At 60.9% G+C, this 21,045-nt stretch carries 15 protein-coding genes; 3 read left to right on the top strand and 12 right to left on the bottom strand.

Annotated features, from left to right (window positions below; genetic code table 11):
* Positions 1–2 precede the first annotated feature (2 nt).
* The 4 genes from QQJ98_RS01925 to QQJ98_RS01910 form a co-directional block, all read right to left on the bottom strand.
* The gene (locus tag QQJ98_RS01925; RefSeq protein ID WP_284323626.1) at positions 3–6,395 is read right to left on the bottom strand and encodes a type I polyketide synthase; all 6,393 of its coding nucleotides are present in this window, start codon (positions 6,393–6,395) and stop codon (positions 3–5) included.
* Between the two features lie 181 nt (positions 6,396–6,576).
* Positions 6,577–7,569 (bottom strand): glycosyltransferase family protein, encoded by a 993-nt coding sequence (locus QQJ98_RS01920; protein WP_284323625.1) that lies wholly within the window; start codon positions 7,567–7,569, stop codon positions 6,577–6,579.
* Entirely contained in the window at positions 7,569–8,987 is a 1,419-nt protein-coding gene (locus tag QQJ98_RS01915; protein ID WP_284323624.1) for a hypothetical protein, read from the bottom strand. The genes QQJ98_RS01920 and QQJ98_RS01915 overlap by 1 nt, the downstream gene beginning before the upstream one ends.
* A gap of 98 nt (positions 8,988–9,085) precedes the next feature.
* Positions 9,086–9,979: an acyltransferase family protein gene (locus QQJ98_RS01910; RefSeq protein WP_284323623.1), complete on the bottom strand. Its 894-nt coding sequence runs from the start codon at positions 9,977–9,979 to the stop codon at positions 9,086–9,088.
* A gap of 147 nt (positions 9,980–10,126) precedes the next feature.
* On the opposite strand from QQJ98_RS01910, the gene QQJ98_RS01905 reads away from it, so the two are divergent.
* Positions 10,127–10,879: a WecB/TagA/CpsF family glycosyltransferase gene (locus QQJ98_RS01905; protein ID WP_284323622.1), complete on the top strand. Its 753-nt coding sequence runs from the start codon at positions 10,127–10,129 to the stop codon at positions 10,877–10,879.
* Here QQJ98_RS01905 and QQJ98_RS01900 read toward each other — a convergent pair whose 3' ends face one another.
* Positions 10,880–11,839: a glycosyltransferase family 2 protein gene (locus QQJ98_RS01900; RefSeq protein ID WP_284323621.1), complete on the bottom strand. Its 960-nt coding sequence runs from the start codon at positions 11,837–11,839 to the stop codon at positions 10,880–10,882.
* Between the two features lie 340 nt (positions 11,840–12,179).
* Between QQJ98_RS01900 and QQJ98_RS01895 the strand changes: the two genes are divergently transcribed.
* Positions 12,180–13,052, top strand: coding sequence for a CpsD/CapB family tyrosine-protein kinase (locus tag QQJ98_RS01895; RefSeq protein WP_284323620.1), 873 nt, complete (start codon positions 12,180–12,182; stop codon positions 13,050–13,052).
* A 3-nt stretch (positions 13,053–13,055) separates the two neighbouring features.
* Entirely contained in the window at positions 13,056–14,414 is a 1,359-nt protein-coding gene (locus QQJ98_RS01890; RefSeq protein ID WP_284323619.1) for a Wzz/FepE/Etk N-terminal domain-containing protein, read from the top strand.
* A gap of 276 nt (positions 14,415–14,690) precedes the next feature.
* Here QQJ98_RS01890 and QQJ98_RS01885 read toward each other — a convergent pair whose 3' ends face one another.
* From QQJ98_RS01885 to QQJ98_RS01855, 7 genes are all read right to left on the bottom strand, one after another.
* Positions 14,691–15,410 (bottom strand): sugar transferase, encoded by a 720-nt coding sequence (locus QQJ98_RS01885; protein ID WP_431307775.1) that lies wholly within the window; start codon positions 15,408–15,410, stop codon positions 14,691–14,693.
* Between the two features lie 433 nt (positions 15,411–15,843).
* Positions 15,844–15,972 (bottom strand): hypothetical protein, encoded by a 129-nt coding sequence (locus QQJ98_RS01880; protein WP_284323618.1) that lies wholly within the window; start codon positions 15,970–15,972, stop codon positions 15,844–15,846.
* A gap of 189 nt (positions 15,973–16,161) precedes the next feature.
* A complete protein-coding gene (gene rfbA / locus QQJ98_RS01875; RefSeq protein ID WP_284323617.1) occupies positions 16,162–17,034 on the bottom strand; it encodes a glucose-1-phosphate thymidylyltransferase RfbA in 873 nt (290 codons plus the stop codon).
* Entirely contained in the window at positions 17,031–17,882 is an 852-nt protein-coding gene (gene rfbD, locus QQJ98_RS01870) for a dTDP-4-dehydrorhamnose reductase (RefSeq protein ID WP_284323616.1), read from the bottom strand. The genes rfbA and rfbD overlap by 4 nt, the downstream gene beginning before the upstream one ends.
* Positions 17,883–17,937: 55 nt before the next feature.
* A complete protein-coding gene (gene rfbB / locus QQJ98_RS01865; RefSeq protein ID WP_284323615.1) occupies positions 17,938–18,981 on the bottom strand; it encodes a dTDP-glucose 4,6-dehydratase in 1,044 nt (347 codons plus the stop codon).
* Entirely contained in the window at positions 18,978–19,541 is a 564-nt protein-coding gene (gene rfbC, locus QQJ98_RS01860; RefSeq protein ID WP_284323614.1) for a dTDP-4-dehydrorhamnose 3,5-epimerase, read from the bottom strand. Before rfbC ends, rfbB begins: the two co-directional genes overlap by 4 nt.
* 73 nt (positions 19,542–19,614) lie before the next feature.
* Complete coding sequence (locus tag QQJ98_RS01855) at positions 19,615–20,967, bottom strand: oligosaccharide flippase family protein (RefSeq protein ID WP_284323613.1); 1,353 nt, start codon at positions 20,965–20,967, stop codon at positions 19,615–19,617.
* Between the last annotated feature and the right edge of the window lie 78 nt (positions 20,968–21,045).

Raw genomic sequence — 21,045 nt, 5'->3', positions numbered from 1 at the left:
CTTCACTCCGCCGCTGTGGCAAGCGGCACGATATTATTGCTGCCCGCTTCAGCCGCAGCAATCACGGCACGCAGTTTCGCCACCAGCACCCGCACATTCGGCTCGAGCACCATACTGTCATGATCGCCCGGCACCTCGATCGTTTGCAAAGCGGGGGCAAACTGACCCCAGTCATTGTCGGGATAGACGTATTCCTTGGCATCGCTGACCCAACGGCCCGCAGCCACCTGCCATTTCAGATCCATCGGCGGGCGGAACAGCACAGCCGCCCCGGTCCGACGGACCAGTTGCATCTGCGGCAAAGCCCCCCGGAACGCAACTTCGACAGCCATATTGTGGAAATCGGTCGGCGCTTCGGCAGGGGGGCCAGCCCGTCGCAGCGCGCGCTGCTGCACATTCCAGGCATGGCGTTTTTGGATCCATTCAAACAAGTAGCCCACACCTTTACGGCGGAACTCCAACAGTTTGATCACAGCCTTGTCGCGCGAAGTCACCACCGGGCGCATCGGCAACGGCGTGTCCAGCAGCACCACCAGCGCCACGTGTTCGCCGGCGGCCTCCAACTGGCGGGCCATATCCCAAGCGGTCAGACCGCCCCCGGAATAGCCGCCCAGCACATACGGCCCATGCGGCTGCACCTGCCGCACTTCGGCCAGATAGTCAGTCGCCGCCTGTTGCAGCGTGGTATGCGGCTGATCATCTCCCAGCAGCCCGCGCGCCTGCAACCCATAGAACGGGCGATCCGCACCCATCAGATTTGCCATGTGGCGCAGATTCAGCACGTTGCCGCCCATGCCTGCCACCATGAACAGCGGCGTTTTCGGCCCGCCCTCGCCCTGATGCATTGGCACCAGATGCGTGAACCGCCGCGTCGGAGCCGCCAGTTTCGTCGGGTGATCGCTGCCCACATCCCCGATCTGCGCCACGATCAGCGCCGCACAGCGCGCAATCGTCGGCGCTTCAAACAAAACCGAGATCGGGAAATCCACCCGATAGGCCTTTTTGACCATCGCAAACAGCCGAACCGCGATCAGACTATGGCCGCCAAGATCGAAGAAGCTGTCCTCAACCCCAACCTGCGCCACGCCCAGCAACTCTTGCCAAAAGCCAACCAAAGTGCGCTCAACCTCGTTGCGCGGCTCCACATAAGCCGTGTCCAGATCGGGACGTTCAAAGGATTTGCCTTCGATTTTGGCAGCCTCGGCTTCGGCGGTTTGCCGGATCAGCGCGGGCAGATCAAGGCTGGACACGATCACCTGACTGCCGCCCAAGGCCAACGCCCGGCCAAAAGCCTCGGCACCTTCGCTGGGCTGGATGCCCAAGCTAAAGCTGTGCAGCAGGCGTTCTTCGGCGGGGGAAACCGGCTTTGCCACCGTCTCGTCAAAGCTCAATTCGCGCGGATCGGGCTGGGTAAAGCTCAATGCCCCTTCCAGCCGATGGATGTTAAAGCCTTCAATTTCCACGCAAACCTCGCCGTCCGGCGTGGCCAGTGTCACATCAAAACTGGCGGTCGGCAGGTTGGCCCGATTGTCCGCCGCATTGCGCACCCAAGACACAATCTCGGCAGGAAGCGGGCGCAAAACCCGGATGCGGCCATAGGACACCGGCACCCACAAATGATCCGGGCGATAGCCGTCGATCAGCCCCATCGCCCAACCGGTCGCCAAATCCATCAACGCCGGATGCAGCAGCCAAGGTCCCGCCTCGTCAGCAAATTCCGCAGGCAAAGCCAGCCGCGCAAGCCCCTCATCTTTGCCAATAGAGCGCGAGTTCAACACCCGCCAGCGCGGACCAAAGTTCAGATGCTCTTCCTGCGGGCTGCGCAAACCGCGCCCCACTTCTGCCGCAGGTAAACGACCCGCAATCGCCAGAACGTCGATCTTCGCGGCCTGCGCTACCAGCGGAATCGCCCGCGCTTGTGCGTGCAACTGCCAACCAAGCCGCCCTTTCACCGTCACACCAGAGCGCAACTCAAATCCATAGCCCTCATCGCTGCGCGGCAGCGTCGCCCGGATCTGCCGCGCCTCGCCCTCGGCCACATCCAAGGGCCGGAAGAAATACAGATCGCGCAGCTCAAACGCCCCCGTCTCTCCCTGCGCGCGCAGGGCTTCGGCGGCGATCTCGATCGTGCCTGTGCCGGGGATCAGCGCCTGACCTGCCTTGGTGCGGTGGCCATCCAGCACCCAACGGTCCATTGCATAAGTCGCTGTAAACAGACGATTTCCTTGGCCGTCAAAGCTTGCTTCATCCAGAAGTGGCGCGGAAATCGGCAGCCTCGGTGCAGGCGGCGCCCCCGTGCGGTCAGCCAAAGCTTCGGCCGCCATGCCAACGCCGGTCCATATCCCCCAGTTCAACGCAATCACCCGCGTTTTGCCAGTGCTGCGCGATTGTGAATAGGCATTCAGGAATTGATTTGCCGCAACATAGTCGATCTGCCCCGCAGGCCCGGTCACTGTAGAGGTTGAGGCAAACAGCACCAACAAATCCAGCGTGCCATCCGGGAACAGGCGATCCAACACCAGCGTGCCATGCAGTTTCGGCGCGAACACCTCTTCGACATGCGCCGGGGTTTTCAGCATCAGCGGTCCGTCGTCCACCACGCCCGCCGCATGGATCACCGCGCGCACTGCGCCAAATCGGGCGACGCCCGCAGCCACCGCCGCGCGCATATCTTCCAGATTACAGACATCTGCTGGGGCGACCAAAACCTCGCCGCCCAAGGCTTCCAGCCGTTGCAGCGCCAAAATCCGCCGCGCAATCGGGCCAGAGGGGTCATGCGCCGCCAGATACTTGGCCCAAGTGCCCCGATCGGGCAGATTGCGCCGCGCGATCAGCGTGATTTTCGCCCCAAACCGCTGGATCAGGTCTTCCGCGATGGTCAAACCGATGCCGCCAAAGCCGCCAGTGATCAGCACATGCGCGCCCTGCGGCAATGTGAATTTTTGTTCGCCAAGGTCAGCGGCCTTCAACCCCAGTTCATAGCGCTTTTCACCGCGCAGGGCTGCGATCACGCTATTGGGCACGGCCAGAAGATCTTCCAACACCTGCTCGGCCAAGGGCTCCAGTGCGGCTTTGCCACGACGCGGCTGCGGTGGCAAAGCCAGATCAAGGGTCGAAACCGTCACCCCCGGCAACTCGCGCGGGATCACCCGTGCGGGGCCTGCGATCATCGCCTTTTCCGGGTCAGCCAAAGCTTCGGATTTCACCTGCGAAGCCCCGGTCGAGGCCACGGTGATATGCAACGGGCGCGGCAGATTTTCCTCGGCAATCGCTTGGGCCAGGAACATCAGACTGTAAAAGCCCTGCTCCAGATTGCGGTGCAAAAAGCTTGATCCGGGGCGGAAATCGGGGCTCCGCGTCACCAGCCAGAAATGCGCAATCCGGTTCGGGGTTTGGCCCCGCGCCACCAGATCGCGGATCAGCAGATCATAGCCTTCGCGACCACGTTCGGGTGGCAGCATATAGCCGCCCTCGCCGTCGCGGCCAAAGGCATCCGCCGCCCGCACGGTTTGTACATTGTGCCCACCCGCCCGCAGCTTTGCGGCACAAATCGCACCAAGGCCTTCTTTATCAAGGAAAATCAGCCAGTTCTCTTTCGGCGCATCCCCAAAATCTGCGGCGAAGTCAAATCCCGTCGCCGCGGGCCGCCAATGCGGTTTCCAGCCCCAATCGCCGATATCCTCGATACGGGCGGGCAGCGCCTGCGCCTCAACCTCGGCACCCTTGCCGGGTTCGATGAAATAGGGTTTGCGCTGAAAGGCATAGCCCGGCAGCACCACCCGATTGCGCCGCGCGCCTGCCCAGATCGGTTCCCAATCCACCGCCACGCCGCAAGCCCACAGCCGCGCGATGCTGGCCATATGCCACGCATCATCGGCCATTTTCTGCTCGGGATGCCGCAGCGCCGCGATCACTTGCCCCTGCGGCACACCATTGGCCTGCGCCAAGGAGGACAGCGCCCGACCGGGGCCCATTTCAAGGTAGACCCGCCCCGGCTCTGCCATCAGATCGGCCATGCAGGCTTGGAAATTCACTGTGTTGCGCAGGTGCTGCACCCAATAGTCCGGGCTGGTGGCCTCGGCCTCAGTCAGCATAATTCCTGAACGATTGCTCACAATCGGAATCTGCGGCGCGCTTAAGTGAACTTTTCTTAGGTAATCGCCAAACCGCGTCAAAATCGGCTCTAGCATCCGGCTGTGTGCAGCGATGTCGATCTGAATCCGCTGGGTCTCAACCTCGACCTTCGCCAGTTCCGCAGCCAAAGCCAGCAAGCTGGCATCCGGGCCGGACACCACGCAAAGCCCCGGCGCATTGACCGAAGCCAAATCCAGATCGCCGACGATAAACGGGCGCAAATCCGCTTCCGAAAGGGGCACCGACAGCATCCCACCCGGCGCAATCGTGTCAAACAGCGTGCCGCGCAGATGCACAAGGCCGATGCAATCTTCAAAGCTGATCACGCCCGCAAGACAGGCCGCCGTGTTCTCGCCCATCGAATGGCCGACCAGCGCCGTAGGCGTCACCCCCCACGACATATACAGCTGCGCCAGCGCATATTCGGTAATCATGATCAGCGGCAATTGCACCGACGGCCGCTTCAACCGTGCATTGGCTGTCGCTTCCATCCCGATTTCCGGCAGCCACAAAGCCCGAATATCGTAATCCAGCTTGGGTTGCAGCACCGCCAAACCCCGGTCCATCCAATCGGCGAACACCGGCTCTGTCGCGTAGATATCCCGCGCCATTCCGGCATATTGCGCACCGCCGCCGGGAAACATGAACACCACTTCGGGGCTTTCGCCCAGAAAATCATGGTTAAACACGCGGCGCGGATCGCCACCTTCCAGCAGATCAGCCGCCTCTTCATGGCTGCCCGCCACCAGCACCCGCCGCTTTTCAAACGCGCGACGACCTTCTTTCAACGTATAAGCAACATCGGCCAGATCCTGCGACGCATCTGCGCGCAAATGCGCAGCCAACCGCCCCGCCCCGGCATCCAAAGCTGCCTTGGATTTTGCCGAGATAACAATAGGTTGGAACGGCCACAGGCTGTCTTCGCCCTCCGCCCGCGCGGGGGCTTCTTCCAAGACCACATGCGCATTGGTGCCGCCAACGCCAAGCGAATTCACCCCCGCCCGGCGTGGCCCAAGGCTGCCCCAATCGCGCAGCTGATCATTTACCACAAACGGGCTGCTCGCAAAATCAATCGACGGATTCGGGGCCTCATAGCCCAAACTTGGCGGCAATTGCCGATGGTGCAGCGACAGCGCGACCTTAATAAGCGAAGCCGCCCCGGCCGCCGTATCCAGATGCCCGATGTTGGTCTTGACCGAACCGATGCGGCACGAGGCCACCGCATCCGTGGTCTGCCGGAACGCCTGCGTCAGCGCCGCGACCTCAATCGGGTCGCCCAGATAAGTTCCGGTGCCATGACATTCCACATAAGACACATCCGCCGCCGAAACTCCGGCAATCGCCTGCGCCTCGGCAATACATTTCGCCTGCCCATCCACCGACGGCGCAAGGTAGCCCGCCTTTGCCGCGCCATCATTATTGACAGCGCTGCCCTTCAGGATCGCCCAAATATGGTCGCCATCGCGGATCGCATCGCGGGCCCGCCGCAAAACCACCACCCCCGCACCCGAGCCGAACACCGTGCCTTCCGCGCGATGATCAAAGGCGTGGCAATGGCCATCGGGGGACAGAATCTCGCCCTCGGTGAACAGATAGCCGCGCGCATGCGGCAGCTCGATCGTCACGCCGCCCGCCAAAGCCATGTCACATTCGCCGTTCAGCAGCGCTTGCGTGGCAAAATGCACCGCGACCAGTGATGTCGAGCAGGCGGTCTGCACATTGATCGACGGCCCTCTCAGATCAAAGATATGGCTGACGCGGGTGGCCAGAAAATCCTTGTCATTGCCGGTATGGCGCAGCAAAAACATGCCGGTTTGATCAACCAGATCGCGGTTTGAACACAGGTTAAAGTAGAAATAACTGCCCATTCCGCAGCCCGCATAAACCCCGATGGAGCCTGCAAAATTCTCGGGAGGATGGCCTGCGTTTTCCAACGCCTCCCACGCCACCTCAAGAAACTGGCGGTGCTGCGGATCCATGATCGCGGCTTCTTTCGGCGAAAAGCCGAAGAAATCTGCATCGAACTGCTCAAACCCATCCAGCACCGCTGCCGAAGCCACATAATTGGCCTTCCGCAGCCGCGCCGGGCTTTCGCCAGCCGCAAGCAGCTCTGGCTCTGACAGCACCCGGATCGATTCGATGCCCCCGGCAAGATTGGACCAGTAGGCGGCAATATCAGCAGCCCCCGGCAAATGCGCGGCCATGCCAACCACAGCGATGTCGTTATCGCTGATGTTCAAGTCACCGAAATCCTTGCTCATATGCCTTATCTTCCCGACTGTCCGCAGGCGACAAACCCACAGCAGATCTCAACAATTTACCCCAAATCGTCACAGTTCACACCCTATCAACTCCATTAAAATGGCGACGACAGGGCTTTTGAACAATGCCTTCCTATTTCAACAATACGGCCCGGTTATGGCAAAGTTTCAGCAACGCCGCTTACCAATGCCCAGCGCCTGTGCCGCGCAGCATCGCCCATTGCGCGCGGCAGTAGACGATCAGGTCAAAACCAAAGCCCAGAACAGTGATCAACAGCCGTTTTGGTCGCAGCAGCGCGCGCGGTTGATCAGCAGCCCGCACCACCCGCTTTATCAGGAAATGCCCCGGCACATAGCCGAACGGCCAGCGCGGCAACCGCGCCCGCAGCACCGCACTCAGCCAAGCCGGATCACCCGCAGCCCGCGCCAATTCATCATGGCGCCGCGCCGCAGTCACCGAAACCAACGCCGCAAAGGCTGCGAAATTCACCGCCGATCCGACCACGATTCGCACCTGATGCTTGATCAGGGCGCGCACAGACCGCTCTGACGCATAGATGTGCCAAACGTCATCAGCGCCGCCAATCCGCGCGAAATCCTCGGGCTCGGTCAGCGCGTCGGTCAAAACCATCGCGCGCAGAAAACCATCCTCAACCGGCAGGCCAATCGGCAGATGAAACCGCCGCGCCACCGGCGCAGGCATCGCGTAAAGCTGGCCACAAATCGCGGTTTTCCAATCGTCCAAACCGCCACCCGCCGCCGCGATGATCTTGTCCAAGGCTGACAACCCCTCGGGCTGCGCCACGATATCCTTGATCGGCTGGCTGTTGATCACCCAACGCGCGCCCAAAGCCTGCACCAACCGCCGCAGTGCCCCCGCATCACAAAACGCGATATCGGCATCGACAAACACCAGCACATCGGCGTCAGGTCGCGCCAGATCATGCACGAAGCGGTTCCATGTCCGGGATTTACCGCCCTCTGGCAGATCGGCAACCTCTGCGCCCGCTGCCCGCGCAAGCGCCTCCGTGTCATCGACGCAGCCATTCGCCAGCACCAACGCCCTTGCCTCAAACCCCGCATCGGCGAAAATATCCTGCGCCAGCAGCCGCGCCATCATCGCCGCAATCCCAGCCGCCTCGTTATGCGCAAAGACGCCGATATCCACCCGCATCAGATCACCGTCCGCTTCTGTTTGCCGTGTTGCAGATGCTGTCGCAGCACCAAGCGCTGCGCATCCAGCCGCAGCTGCCGCATCCGCTCGGCCTCGGCCAACAAGCCGCCGACCATCAGCCAAGTGAACGGAATATGCGTCGCATTGGGCAAAAGATCGAAAAGATTGGCCGCCAAAATCAACGCCAATCCCGCGCTATAGCGGTTGAACGGCGCCGCATACCGAGACAACGCCTCACGCCCCAGCAGCAGGATCGGCAGGCTGGTCAGCCCGAACTCGGCAATGAAACCCATCCAGCCATAGGTGCCCATCACGATCACCCAAGCGCCATCGGCAATCGTGGTCATCTGCCCGGTGATCGGATCATGCAGAAACGCCCGGCCATAGCCACCCCAGCCAAACAGCGCCTTTTCCTGCGCCCGCGCCAACAACAGCTCTTCATTATCAATGCGGAACTGCAACGAGCCCGCCCGGTCAGCGCTGAACCCATTGGCAAAATTGACAATCTGCTCCACCGGAACCAGATGCAGCCCGCGCAAAACCGGATAGCTGATCACCAAAACCGCAATCGCCGCCGCTGCCAAAACCTGCAGCCGCCAGTTTGCCAGCAACACCAGGGGCGTCAGGCACAACGCATAAACCGCGACGCCCGCGCTTTTGCAGACATACAGCATGAAGGCCAGATACAGCGCGATCAGCAGTGCCTTTGGTCGCAGCTCCGAGGTCGTATCGCGCAGCCGCACCATCGCCGCCAGCACCACCATCAGCGCAAAGAACGCCACCCAAAGCCCATGCGGCAAAAACACCACCGGGCGATAGCCTCCTTGCCGGATGGTCTGGAAAAAGTCGTGCTGGAAAAAGCCGTAAACCCAGACGTTCATCTGAGGCGAAAACCGCGCCTCGATCAGCATCGGCACCGAATACCACAGCCCGGCCAGCACCAGCGCCTCAATCACTGCACGCATACCCGCAGGATTGCCCAAGTAGCGCCGCGCCAGCAAGAACGGCAGCAATGCGATGAACTGGTTCGCCACCGCCGCCGCAGAATCGTAGATTTTCATGCCCTGCAGATAGGCAGCTCCGAAGTAAATCGGATCGGTGTTGGTCAAAACCGTGCCAAAGGGCGAGATAATATAGATCAGGATCAATACCTTGCCGATCCGGCCTTCAGGCAGAAAACTGATCTTGTCGTGACGCACGTATAGCGCGCCCACCCAAGCCATCAGATTTGGAATCGTCGTTTTGTCCAGATCCGGGATGATCGGAAAGTTGATCACCGTCAGCGGCGGCATGATCAGATAGCCACCCAACACCGTCCAGATCAGCGCCCGCGCCGGGTCCAACCTGCGCCACAACTGCCAACAGACCAAAGGCCAGACAAACAGCATCATAAAGGCAATGATATTTGGCGAGGCCACGGCGCGGTTCAGCTTTCTGTCAGCAAGGCCAGCATCTTAGCACATGCGGCCCGTTATCACCAATATCAGCTTCGGCAAATATCGGGTTTGGGTCCACATCAGGTCAGCCGCAAGAAAATCGGGATCCGCCGCAACAGCACCACCGTGGCCCAACTCATGCCAAAAGTGGCCAATGTGGCGATCATCTTGTCCACACCCGGACCGGCGAGTTTATAGGTCACCAGCATGAAAAACGGATGCAGCAGATAAATGCCAAACGCCGCCTGCCCCAGCAATGGCAGCGCCTTGTGCTGCATTTGCACCCGCCAGAACGCTTCAAAAAGCAGCACGGCGCCAAACAACGTCCAGGCCCACGGCTCGGCCTCAGTCACCATATACGCGCCAAGCGCCATCGCCGCCCCGGCAATGATCGGCCAGATCGAGCGTCCCATCGGATGCGCAATCCCAACCAACAGGCCCAAGGTATAAACTGGCAGCGAATACAGCCATTGCGTCAGTGGCGCAGGCGGTTTGTAGACATGCATCGCCCAAAACATCGGCACCGACACCACCACCACCACCGCCAGCGCAGCCGCCAATCGCGCCGGAGTCGTGACGAACCGCCCGACAGGTTTCACCAGCAGCATCGCCAGCGCCACAAAGGGCAAGAACCACAGATGAATTGCCGATCCGACGAACAGCGTCCACGGATCATGCAAAATCTGCCATTTTTCCGGCGAATCCGAGACTTTCAGATCAATCAGCCGGAAGAACGCTGACCAGAACAGCCAAGGCAGCAACAACCTTTGCGCCCGCGTCACGAAATTGTAATTGCCGCCCGCGCGTTGAAACGACTGCATTGCCAGAAAGCCGGTCAGCACCAGAAACAATCCCAGCGACAGATGCCCGGCCCAATCATCCACCAGCGCATAGACATGCGCCGCCACGATGCCAAAACAGGCAAGGAAGCGGGCCAGATCAACCGATTGGCGATGCGTGCTGACTTTATTCATCCTTCGCAAGTAGTATGAATCGCCAAAACCTTGCAACGGTTTCAATGCAGCGTTTGCGAAACAATATGTTCGCGTTTTACTGGTGCAATGGCCATGTTTCAGCCATTTTGCTGTGCGACGCCGCCAGTTATCTCAGAAAGGCGCAGGGTGCAGTTTCAGTTCGATACGACGACGATCACCGTCAACATTCATGACCGCGCCGCACTGATCGCGGCCGTCGCTGCCCGCTTTGCCGCCCGCGACGGCTTTGCCTTGGCCACGATCAACCTTGACCATCTGGTGAAACTCCACTCTTCGCCCGCGTTTCGCGCTACTTATGCCGCGCAAGATTTCGTAGTGGCCGATGGCAACCCAATCGTTTGGTTGTCCCGCCTTGCGCACCGCCCGGTGGCTTTGGTGCCGGGGTCTGACATGGTGCTGCCCTTGGTGGATCTGGCCGTCAAAGCGGGCCGCCCGGTCGCGCTGATCGGCACCACCGATGCGGCCCTTGCCATCGCGGCGACGGCGCTTGAGGCGCGGATCCCCGGCCTGCACATCGCCCTTAAAATCGCACCGCCGATGGGTTTTGATCCGCAGGGCCCCGAGGCTGACGCTATTTTGGCCCGCCTCGCCGCCGCCGACATCGGATTTTGCGTCCTTGCCTTGCCCGCGGGCAAGCAAGAGGTCATCGCCGCGCGGGGCCGCAGCCTTGCGCCGCACACCGGCTTTGCCAGCTTTGGCGCGGGGCTTGATTTTTTGGCCGGCAGCCAAACCCGCGCACCGCGCTGGATGCGGGCACTTGCGCTGGAATGGCTGTGGCGGGCGTTGCGCGATCCGCGCCGCATGGTGCCGCGCTATGCTGCCTGCTTCGCCATTCTGCCGCGACAGATCTTGGCCGCGCTGAACCTGCGCCGCCGCTGACTACTTATACTCGATCAAACCACGCCTGCGCCCCCGCGCCCGGTTGGCCCAGTAACTTGCCACCCCACGCGCCTCGGCAAACCTGCCGATCACGCTGAAAAAGCCCCAAGCCAAACCGCCGCGCCGCACCAACCGCACCACCTGCGCGGGATAAATCAGCGCCAACAGCCAGCCCAGCGGATGCAAAAGCCCCGCCAACACCATCACCACCGGCAACACCAATCCCCACACCACCGCCCGCCGCGTCTCGGCCAGCCAATGCCGTTCAGCAGCCGACCCATGCCGCGCGGCACCTTCGGCAAAGGCATAGCCCGCCCGCACCATCCGCCGCCACCACTGCCCAAAGCGCAGCAATGCCGCGTCATGCAGCGTCATCTCGTCAACGATCCGCCAGACCTCGCCACCCGCCCTGCGCAACCGCAGACACAGATCCGGCTCTTCTCCGGCGATCAGGCTGGCGTCATAGCCGCCCACCGCCTGCACCGCCGCAAACCGCATCAGCGCATCGCCCCCACAGGCCAGCGCTTGACCGACCGGAGTATCCCACTCCCGATCCGCCAGCGCGTTATACACCGACGCCTCGGGAAACCGCTCGCGCCTGCGGCCACAGATCACCACAGCCCCCGGATGCGCCGCAAATCCCGCCAAGCCCGCCGCCAGCCACCCCGGCTGCACCTCGCAATCGCCATCGACAAACTGCACGAATGCAGGCGCCTCTCCTCCCGCCGCCAGCACCGCCAACCCCGCATTGCGCGCCCGCGCCGCCGTGAAGCCAAGCCGCATGTCCAGCGCCACCACTTCGGCCCCCAAATCCCGCGCCGCCTGAACCGAGCCATCGCCCGACCCCGAATCCACATAGATCAACCGCCGCACCCGGCCTTGCAGCGATTGCAGGCACTGGATCAGCCGCGCGCCCTCGTTGCGCCCGATCACCACCGCGTCAATCACCGCATCTTGCATGCCACGCCTCCTGAATTGCTGCCAATCTAAGGCCATGTTTGTGCCTTGGCCATGCCCCGCTGCACCCACAGCATGCCCCGTAAGTCTTTCAATTCGGGGCAAGTTCAGCTATGTGTAACGCTTCTAGGCGGGGGCCTGGACGAATCCTGATCAGCCACGCGCCAGCCAGCGCAGGGTTGCGCGTGGTGCGTCTTGTTTCACCCCTGCCGAAGGGCAGCCCGTTGTTATGTTGCTTGCGCCCCGCTTTGGCGCAGTGTTGCAGGAGCCTACCCTTCGGATGAACCGACACAACATCTTGTCATCGCGGCCCACAGGCCCCGCAGATATGGAGATTTTTGCCATGACTGCCGACCAAAACGGCCCACAAGACAACCAGCGCAAAGCCGCTGGCGTGTCGCTGTTTCGCACCGGCCAGTCCGGGTCGTATCACGATGTCTCTCCCGATCTTCAGACCGGACGAGAGATTTTCTCTGGCACCCTGCCTGCCTTGTTCAACCCCGCGCGGGTCTGGGAATCACTGGCTCAGGTTCAGGCTGATGTGAAATCCAAATCTGGAAACGGTTTGTTTCTAGAAGCGTCAGATCATCCCGCCGCCGTCGCCTTTGACATTCTGCGCACCCGCCTGCTGCGTGGTTTGGCCGAAAAAGGCTGGAAGCGCATCGCCGTCACCTCGCCGACGCATGGCTGCGGCAAGTCCTTTGTCGCCACCAACCTTGCGTTTTCGCTGGCCCGTCGCCCGGCCAGCCGCACCGTTCTGATGGATTTCGATTTGCGCCACCCCGAGATCGCACAGATCCTTGGCGTCAAAGACGACGTTGATCTGGCAGAGTTTCTGGCCGGGCATCAGCCCTTGGAAAGCGAATTCCGCCGCTTTGGCCGCACCCTTGCGCTGGGTCTGAACACCCATCCGATCGAGCGCGCCTCAGAAACGCTGCACGACCCTGACACCGTCACAGCCCTCGCCGCGATGATCGAACAACTCGACCCCGAGGTGGTGATCTACGATCTGCCGCCCGCTTTGGTGAATGACGACCTGTTGGCGCTTGGCCCCAATCTTGATGCCGTGCTGCTGGTCACCGATGGCGCACAAACCTCGCCCGACGAAATCCGCGCCTGTGAAAAGATGTTTGAGGGGCGCATCCCCTTGCTGGGCGTGGTGCTGAACCGCGCTCAGGATTTCAACGCGGGCCGCTACCGCTACGCGAAGAAGTAGATCATGGGTCAAATTCAATCTATCGAAGAACTTGTCAGCCTGCTGCTGCGTCGGCGCTGGATGATCATTCTGATCACCCTCACCGGCCTGTTGGCCGCCGTGGTCTTCGCAAAAACCCGACCCGACATTTACGAATCCGCAGCAGTGATCCAGATCGAGGGCGCGCAGGTCGCCGAAACCAACGCACAGGGCGGGCAGGTGCAGCCCGATGGCGGCGGCTCGGCGCAAATTCTGCAAACCATCGAACAGCGGCTGACCACCCGCGATGCCCTGAACGCGGTGATCGAGCGTCACAACCTGTTTGCCGATCAACCTCAACTGGCCAATGATGAAAAGCTGATCGCTTTGCGCAGTTCTGTCACCTTTCAGGCCGTCGACAGCGCGGGCGGGCAGGCGTTCGGTCAGGGTCGCAGCATCTCGGCGATCATTGTTGCGGTGCGCTATGGCGACCCCGAGATGGCCGCACAGCTGGCCAATGATTTCGCCCAAGGCATCCTTGATCAAAGCGCCGCCGGTCAGCGCAGCCGCGCCGATACCAATGTCGCGTTTTTCCGCGAGGAAGAAGCGCGGGTTTACGAGCAAATCTCCAAACTCGAGGCCGAAGTCGCCGCCTATAAAAATGCCAATGCCGATGCCATGCCCACCTTGACCGATGCCCGCCGCGATGAAATCGTCAGTCTGTCCGACGATCTGCGTCAGGCCACGCAAGATCTGGTCGGCTTGCAGAACGAGCAGAACGCCATCACGCAAAAGCAGGTGCAGCGCGAAACCGACAAGCGCCGCTTTGATGACATTGCCGCCCAGATTGACGTGCTGAATGCCCAGATCGCCTCGATCAACACCCGCAAATCTGCGATTGAAACCGCGCTTGCCGCCACTCCCGAAGTGGAACGTGTGCTGGCAGGTTATGACCGCCAACTGCAACAGTTGCAGGGCCAGTATGACAACGTAACGCAGCGCATGGCAGAGGCGGAAACCACGCAGCGCCTGTCCGAACGTCAACAGGCCGAACGTTTTACCCTGCTCGACCGCGCCTTGTCGCCAGAATATCCCACGGGCGGCGGTAAGAAGAAAATCGCCATCGCCGGGGCCGTGGCCAGCTTGCTGGCAGCGCTGACCTTGGCCTTTGTGCTGGATCTGATGCGCCCCGTCGTGCGCACAGCCGCGCAGATGCAGCGCCAACTGGATCTTGAACCCGTGGTCTGCATCCCGGAAATCCGCGCCCCCAAAGGCCGCTTGGGCAGCGCAGCCCTGCGCCTGATCGACAATCCCAAGCGCGCGGCTTTCGGTCTAAGGCGCTTTGCCATGATCGCGGGCGGGGCCACTTTGCTACTGATTTTGCTCGCTGCCGTGATCGGCTGAACCGGGCTACAGCTGGGCCCGCGCTACAAGATCATCCTCGGCCCATAGCCCAGCCAAAGGGCCGTAACCTTTGCGCTATGGCCATCAAAATCAACATCCTGTGGTCGGTTTTTCTCATTCCACCACCTACAGAAATTTGTCCCAGCTGGGACACTTCCGCGATGCGTTGTCCCAGCCCCGCCAAAGCAAAAAGCCCGCCCCAAACGGGGCGAGCCGGATCAGAATGTGCTCAGACCGCAGACATCTCAACCAAAATCTGTGGCCGAACCGCCCAGCTCAGTAACCGGTGCCCTGCACCACCACACCCACGGTCGCCGCCAGCACCTTCATATCCGTGACCAGCGACAGATCAGCCTCATAGGCATCATCAAACTGCGCCCGCGCCTCAAACGTCGTGCGATTGCGCCCCGAGGTCTGCCAATACCCCGTGATCCCCGGACGCAGCGCGTAATAGGCCCGCCCCGGATACATGCTCTGCTGGTTGATCATCATCGGGCGCGGCCCGACCAAGCTCATATCCCCGGTCAACACGTTCCACAGCTGCGGCAGTTCATCCAGCGACGACTTGCGCAGGAATTTACCGGTGCGGGTGATACGCGGGTCGGACTTCAGCTTTTGCGTGCTGTCCCACTCCATCCGGGCTTCGGGGTTTGCAGCAAGGAATTCTTCCATCCGCTCATCCGCATCCCGCACCATCGAGCGCAGCTTCCACATACGGAACCGCTTGCCGGATTTGCCGACACGCATCTGTGTGTAGAACGGGCTGCCGCCATCGCGCGCCACCAAAATCGCCGCAATCGCCACCACAGGCACAACAGCCGGAGCCGCCAACAAGATTGCCGTGACATCGAACGCGCGCTTGAAAAAGCGCCGATATGGCCCACGCCCTGACGGATTGACCTTCACCATTGCACCCAAGGGCGCAAGATCTGCAGCTTTGTCGGGGTCAGCCGAGGTGGATCGATAGTTGAAGAAGTCTTGGTAGTTGATTGTCATTACAGGTCACCAAACGACAACCATAAACCACACACCCCGACCCCATCGTTGCATGGGTTTCAGGAAACAAACCTAGTCCCGGTTTGGCCGGATCCGATCTGAAAGTTAGCAGTCTATTTGCCGCACTTAACAAGTACGCCCCCACCTGCAATTTAGCCGTTCCCCTACAGGCTTGGCGACACCTTTCGCGGGGGGGCGGACATATTTAGGCCATTTTAACCGATATATTTCGCCATACTGCCGCCATGATCTTGCCTTGATTCAGTATAGCGCAACCCTGACGTGAACCGCGAAAAACGCTCTCCGCCGCAGGAGCATATGAAATTCCGCACTGCAGAAATTTCGGGCGAATCACTTCGCCCAAGCAAACACAGAAGTCACGCCAAAAGCGCGCCGCTATTGTTTCTATTTCGACGCAAATTCGTCGAAAGCCTTAGACCGACTCGCGGCCTTCACGCAGAAAACACCAACCAGCAAACAGCGCGATGGCAAGCATACCGCCCAGGGGGTAGGACAGCAGCGCATAAACCAAGCTGACATCATGCAGCAGAGACAGCAGCAAACTTGCCGTCCCGCCCGAAATTGCACTGATTATCAAACCGACCAACATGATTCACCACCGGCGTATCAGACGAAACCTGACCTCTTTATTCTGCCACGTTTCAGAAACAATACTAGCGAAAAATGCTAAAAACCCGGCAGAACGCGCGCCAATTTCAACCTTGGCGCGAAGGATTCCCCTATCTTTGGGCTATTCGGAAACAATCCCCAACAAATAGCGGCCATAGTCGTTCTTTCTGAAAATTTCCGCCCGCGCCAGCAGCGCCGCCTTGTCGATCCAACCGGCACGATAGGCGATCTCATCCGGGCACCCCACCTGCAAGCCCTGCCGCGCCTCTAGGGTGCGCACAAAGTTCCCGGCATCCAGCAGACTGCCATGCGTGCCGGTATCCAGCCATGCAAAGCCGCGGCCCATCTTTTCGACCGTCAGACTGCCCTCGGCGCGATAAATCTCCAGCAGATCGGCAATTTCCAGCTCGCCCCTTGGCGAAGGTTTCACCCGAGCCGCCAGTTCCGGCGCGCGCGCGTCCAGATAATACAGCCCGGTCACCGCATAGTTTGACGGCGGCACCTCTGGCTTTTCGATGATCGCCTGCACATTGCCTGCGGCGTCAAACTGCACCACGCCATACCGCTCGGGATCAGCGACGCGGTAGCCGAACACCGTGCCACCTGCCTGCTTCGCCCCCGCCGAGGCCAAAATCTCGGGCAGGCCATGGCCGAAAAAGATGTTATCGCCCAACACCAGCACCGACGGCGCACCGGCCAGAAAATCCTTCGCCAACAGATAGGCCTGCGCCAAACCATCCGGCGAGGGCTGCACGATATAGGTCAGCGACAGGCCCCATTGGCTGCCATCACCCAGCAATCGGATGAACTGCGGCTGATCGTCTGGCGTGGTGATGATGGCAATCTCGCGGATGCCACCCAGCATCAGCACCGACAACGGATAGTAGATCATCGGCTTGTCATAGATCGGCAAAAGCTGCTTGCTGACGCCCATCGTGATCGGCCACAGCCGCGTGCCAGAGCCGCCCGCCAGAATGATCCCCTTGCGCATCATACCGATACCTCCTGCAAAATCTTATCCAAACCGTCGCGCCAATCTGGCCGCACAAGACCAAACGCCGCCAAACCGCTGCAATCCAACCGCGAATTCAGCGGACGTTTTGCGGGCGTCGGATAGGCGCTTGAGGGAATGTCATTCACCACACAAGCCAAGCCGGCCCGCGCCATGATCTCGCGCGCGAAATCCGCCCATGAACAATCGGGCGCACCCGCAAAATGCTGCACGCCGCTGGCCTTGCCCTCAAGCAAGCCACGTGCCAGCGCGTAAACCGCGTCGGCAATATCCGCCGCAGGCGTCGGCCCGCCGATCTGATCGGCCACCACATTCAGACTGTCGCGCGATGCACCCAGCCGCAGCATGGTCTTGACGAAATTCGCGCCATGCGCCGACACCACCCAAGAGGTCCGCAGGATCACAAAGCGCCCACCCGCTGCCTGCACGGCGCGCTCGCCCGCCAGTTTGGTGCGCCCATAAGCCCCCAAAGGCGCCACCGGATGATCCACAGCAAACGGCTGATAGCCCGCGCCATCAAAGACATAATCGGTCGAGATATGCACGAACGGCAGCCCCTTGGCGGCACAAGCCCGCGCCATAGCCCCCGGCGCATCGCCGTTCACCACCAACGCCGCCGCGTCTTCGGTCTCGGCTTTGTCCACCGCCGTCCAAGCCGCCGCATTGATCACCACGTCGGCATCGCAAGCCATCACCGCCGCCGCACAGGCCGCAGGATCCGACAGATCGGCACGATCCCGCCCCAGAAACGCGGCTGTAACGCCAGCAGGCAAGCGCCGCGCCAATTCGCGCGCAACCTGCCCGGTTTGACCAAAAACCAGTGCCCTCACAGCCACTCCCCCGATTTTCGCGCGAAAATCGTCACGGAATTCGTGCGAATTCCGATCACGCTTTCACCCCCAGCCGCACGCCCACACCAGCACGCGCCTGCAGCGGCTTCCACCACGCTTCATTGTCCAGATACCATTGCACGGTTTTCTCCAAACCCTGCTCCACCGTCACCGATGGCCGCCAACCCAATTCCTCGCGGATACGGCTGGGATCAATCGCGTAGCGCGCGTCATGCCCCGGGCGATCCGTCACATAGGTGATCTGATCGGCATAAGAGCCCGAGGCCTTGGGCCGCTTGGCATCCAGAATCCCGCAGAGGGTTTGCACCAATTGCAGATTGCTGCGCTCGTTCTCGCCACCGATATTATAGCTGCGCCCCAGCGCGCCCTTTTCCACCACCAACAGCAAAGCGTCGGCGTGATCCTCGACATAAAGCCAATCGCGCACGTTCGACCCGTCGCCATAGATCGGCAAAGGTTTCCCCGCCAACGCATTCAAAATCACCACTGGGATCAGCTTTTCCGGGAAATGATACGGCCCGTAATTGTTCGAGCAATTGGTCAGCACCACTGGCAAGCCATAGGTTTCATGCCACGCCCGCACCAGATGGTCGCTCGCCGCCTTTGACGCCGAATAAGGGCTGCGCGGATCGTAAGAGGTCTCCTCGGTGAACTGCCCTTCGGCGCCCAGCGAGCCGAAAACCTCGTCCGTGCTGATGTGGTGAAACCGGAAGCCAGCAGGCTTGCCCGCACTGACCCAATAGGCCCGCGCCGCCTCCAGCATGTTATAGGTACCGTTGATATTGGTCAGGATGAAATCGCCGGGGCCATCAATACTGCGGTCGACATGGCTTTCCGCCGCCAGATGCATCACCACATCCGGGCGATGAAGGCTGAAAATCTCATCCAGCCGGGCGCGGTCGCGAATATCCGCCTGCTCAAAGCTATATAGGTTCGACCCCGCAGCCTCGGCCACATTGTCCAGACAGGCCGCATAGGTCAGCGCATCCAGATTGACCACCTCATGCCCGCGCGACACCGCCAAACGCACCACGGCCGAGCCGATAAAGCCCGCGCCCCCCGTCACCAGAATCTTCATGCCATCACCCATTCAAACGGCGAGGCCACATCGCGCAACAACGGTGCCACCGCATCCTTGCCCGACAAAACCGGAGCGCCCGAAAGACCCCACACAATGCCAATCTCAGGATCATCCCAGCGCACGCCACCATCACAGTCGGGCGCATACACATCGGTGCATTTATACTGAACTTCGGTATTGGCAGCCCGCGTCACAAAGCCGTGCAGAAAGCCCTTAGGCACCAGCAACTGCCGCCCATTCTGCGGCGAAAGCTCGACCCCGACCCATTTGCCAAAGGTCGGCGAGCCGCGCCGGAAATCCACCGCCACATCGAAAATCAACCCCGCCGTGCAGCGCACAAGCTTGTCCTGCGCACGCGGAGGCGCTTGATAATGCAGCCCGCGCAACGTGCCCACCGCCGCCGACATCGAGTGGTTGTCCTGCACGAACCCCAAGCCAAGGCCCGCGGCCGCCATTGCATCCGCGTTCCACGTTTCGGAAAACCAGCCCCGGTCATCGCCAAACCGCTTGGGCGTCACAATCATCACGCCCGGCAGCGCCGTTTCTTCAATCTGCATATCTCAACCTGTTCACATCGTTTTGCTAAGCTCTATCGCAGCTTTGCGGCCAGACCCAGACCGAAATATGACCTTAAAGCATGCCAAGCATGTCAGCATTGACCCAAAACGCCAACGCCACCAGCACCGCCGCCAGACTGAACAGCACAATATCGTTCAGCGGATCCCACGCCCGATGCTTGCGCGCCAGCACGATCACCGCCGGATGCAGCGCAACCAGCGCCACGGCCTGCGCCAGCAAAGCCCCCTCAAGCCCGCCTTGAGTGACCCCAATCAGGAATGCCAGCGTCTGCACGAAGGCCTTCAACGCCTGCAGCCAGAAATAATTCCGCCCATCGCCCGCTGCCAGCGCCGATTGATCATAGGTGATGCCGATGGTTTCCGGCATCTGGATCAGCGCCACCATCACCACGATGAACCCCGCCGCCGCATAGCGCGCGTCATACATGATGCCGACCAGCGGCACCCCGATCACCGCCAAAAATCCCAGCAACAGCAAAGTCCCGCCCGAGATCGCCCAGCGCAGCTTCCGCATCTTGGCAAAGTTTGCCGCCGAATCTGCCGGGTGATGGTCACGGTACAGCGGAATCATGATCCGGCTGTTCACCGCCCGCGCCAACAGCAGCGGGAACGAGGCTAGAAAATAGCCGATGTTGTAGATCCCCAGCTCTTCCAGCGTCAGATAATGCCCGAAAATCGCCTTGTCGCCCTGCGCCAGCGCAAAGCCGCAGGCGGTTGACATGAAGATCCACTTGCCGAAATGGATCAGCTCTACCCCCGCCGATTTGTCCCAGTGAAAGCGGTTCGCTGGCCCCGGCAGATACACCCAAGTCAGCACCAGCTTTGCCAAAGACCCGACAATCGCGCCAATCACCAAGCCCCAGACCGAATGTGTCATCAGCGACAAAACCACCATCGCCACAATGCCAATCGCCTGCGCGATCAGATCCAGCAATGTCACACGTCCCAGCAGCAAATGCCGCGTCGCCGTGTCAATCCGCGTCGGATTGAACCCCGAGATGAACAGCGAAATCCCCGCCACCGGCAGCAGATACTTCAACTCGGGCGCATGATAGAAACTCGCCAATGGCCACGCCAACCCGCAGGTCACCAGCCACAACATCGTGCCGCGAAACGCATGGATGGTGAAAGCTGTGTTCAGAAAATCCGGGTCGTCGCCGCGCTTGTTCTGCGAAATCGAGGCCGAAACCCCGACATCCGAAAACATCACCATGCCGACCAGCACCACCGACACCAAAGCCATCACGCCAAAGGCATCCGGCGCCAGAATCCGCGTCAGAATAAGGTTAGAGCCCAGCCGCATCACCTGCGTCAGCACATAAGACCCCGCCGTGAACGCCGAGCCCCGCAACGCGCGCGCGAACAAACTTCTTCCCGCAGGCGCGGTTTCATGCATCTCTGACATTCATCCAACCCTTTACCAATTCGCCCCGACCCATGGCAGAGACGCGTAACCCTTCAATGAACGTCGATTTGGCTATAA

The sequence above is a fragment of the Cypionkella aquatica genome, assembly GCF_030161095.1.
Classification (GTDB): domain Bacteria; phylum Pseudomonadota; class Alphaproteobacteria; order Rhodobacterales; family Rhodobacteraceae; genus Cypionkella; species Cypionkella aquatica.
This window is presented reverse-complemented; position numbering and strand designations above follow the sequence as displayed.

Excerpts from the sequence above, each read along its gene's own strand:
- rfbA (WP_284323617.1), bottom strand. The coding sequence starts at position 17,034 with ATGATGCGCAAGGGGATCATTCTGGCGGGCGGCTCTGGCACGCGGCTG.
- QQJ98_RS01895 (WP_284323620.1), top strand. The coding sequence starts at position 12,180 with ATGACTGCCGACCAAAACGGCCCACAAGACAACCAGCGCAAAGCCGCT.
- QQJ98_RS01890 (WP_284323619.1), top strand. The coding sequence starts at position 13,056 with ATGGGTCAAATTCAATCTATCGAAGAACTTGTCAGCCTGCTGCTGCGT.
- QQJ98_RS01910 (WP_284323623.1), bottom strand. The coding sequence starts at position 9,979 with ATGAATAAAGTCAGCACGCATCGCCAATCGGTTGATCTGGCCCGCTTC.
- QQJ98_RS01920 (WP_284323625.1), bottom strand. The coding sequence starts at position 7,569 with ATGCGGGTGGATATCGGCGTCTTTGCGCATAACGAGGCGGCTGGGATT.
- rfbC (WP_284323614.1), bottom strand. The coding sequence starts at position 19,541 with ATGCAGATTGAAGAAACGGCGCTGCCGGGCGTGATGATTGTGACGCCC.
- QQJ98_RS01900 (WP_284323621.1), bottom strand. The coding sequence starts at position 11,839 with ATGCAAGATGCGGTGATTGACGCGGTGGTGATCGGGCGCAACGAGGGC.
- QQJ98_RS01855 (WP_284323613.1), bottom strand. The coding sequence starts at position 20,967 with ATGTCAGAGATGCATGAAACCGCGCCTGCGGGAAGAAGTTTGTTCGCG.
- rfbB (WP_284323615.1), bottom strand. The coding sequence starts at position 18,981 with ATGAAGATTCTGGTGACGGGGGGCGCGGGCTTTATCGGCTCGGCCGTG.
- QQJ98_RS01925 (WP_284323626.1), bottom strand. The coding sequence starts at position 6,395 with ATGAGCAAGGATTTCGGTGACTTGAACATCAGCGATAACGACATCGCT.
- QQJ98_RS01885 (WP_431307775.1), bottom strand. The coding sequence starts at position 15,410 with ATGACAATCAACTACCAAGACTTCTTCAACTATCGATCCACCTCGGCT.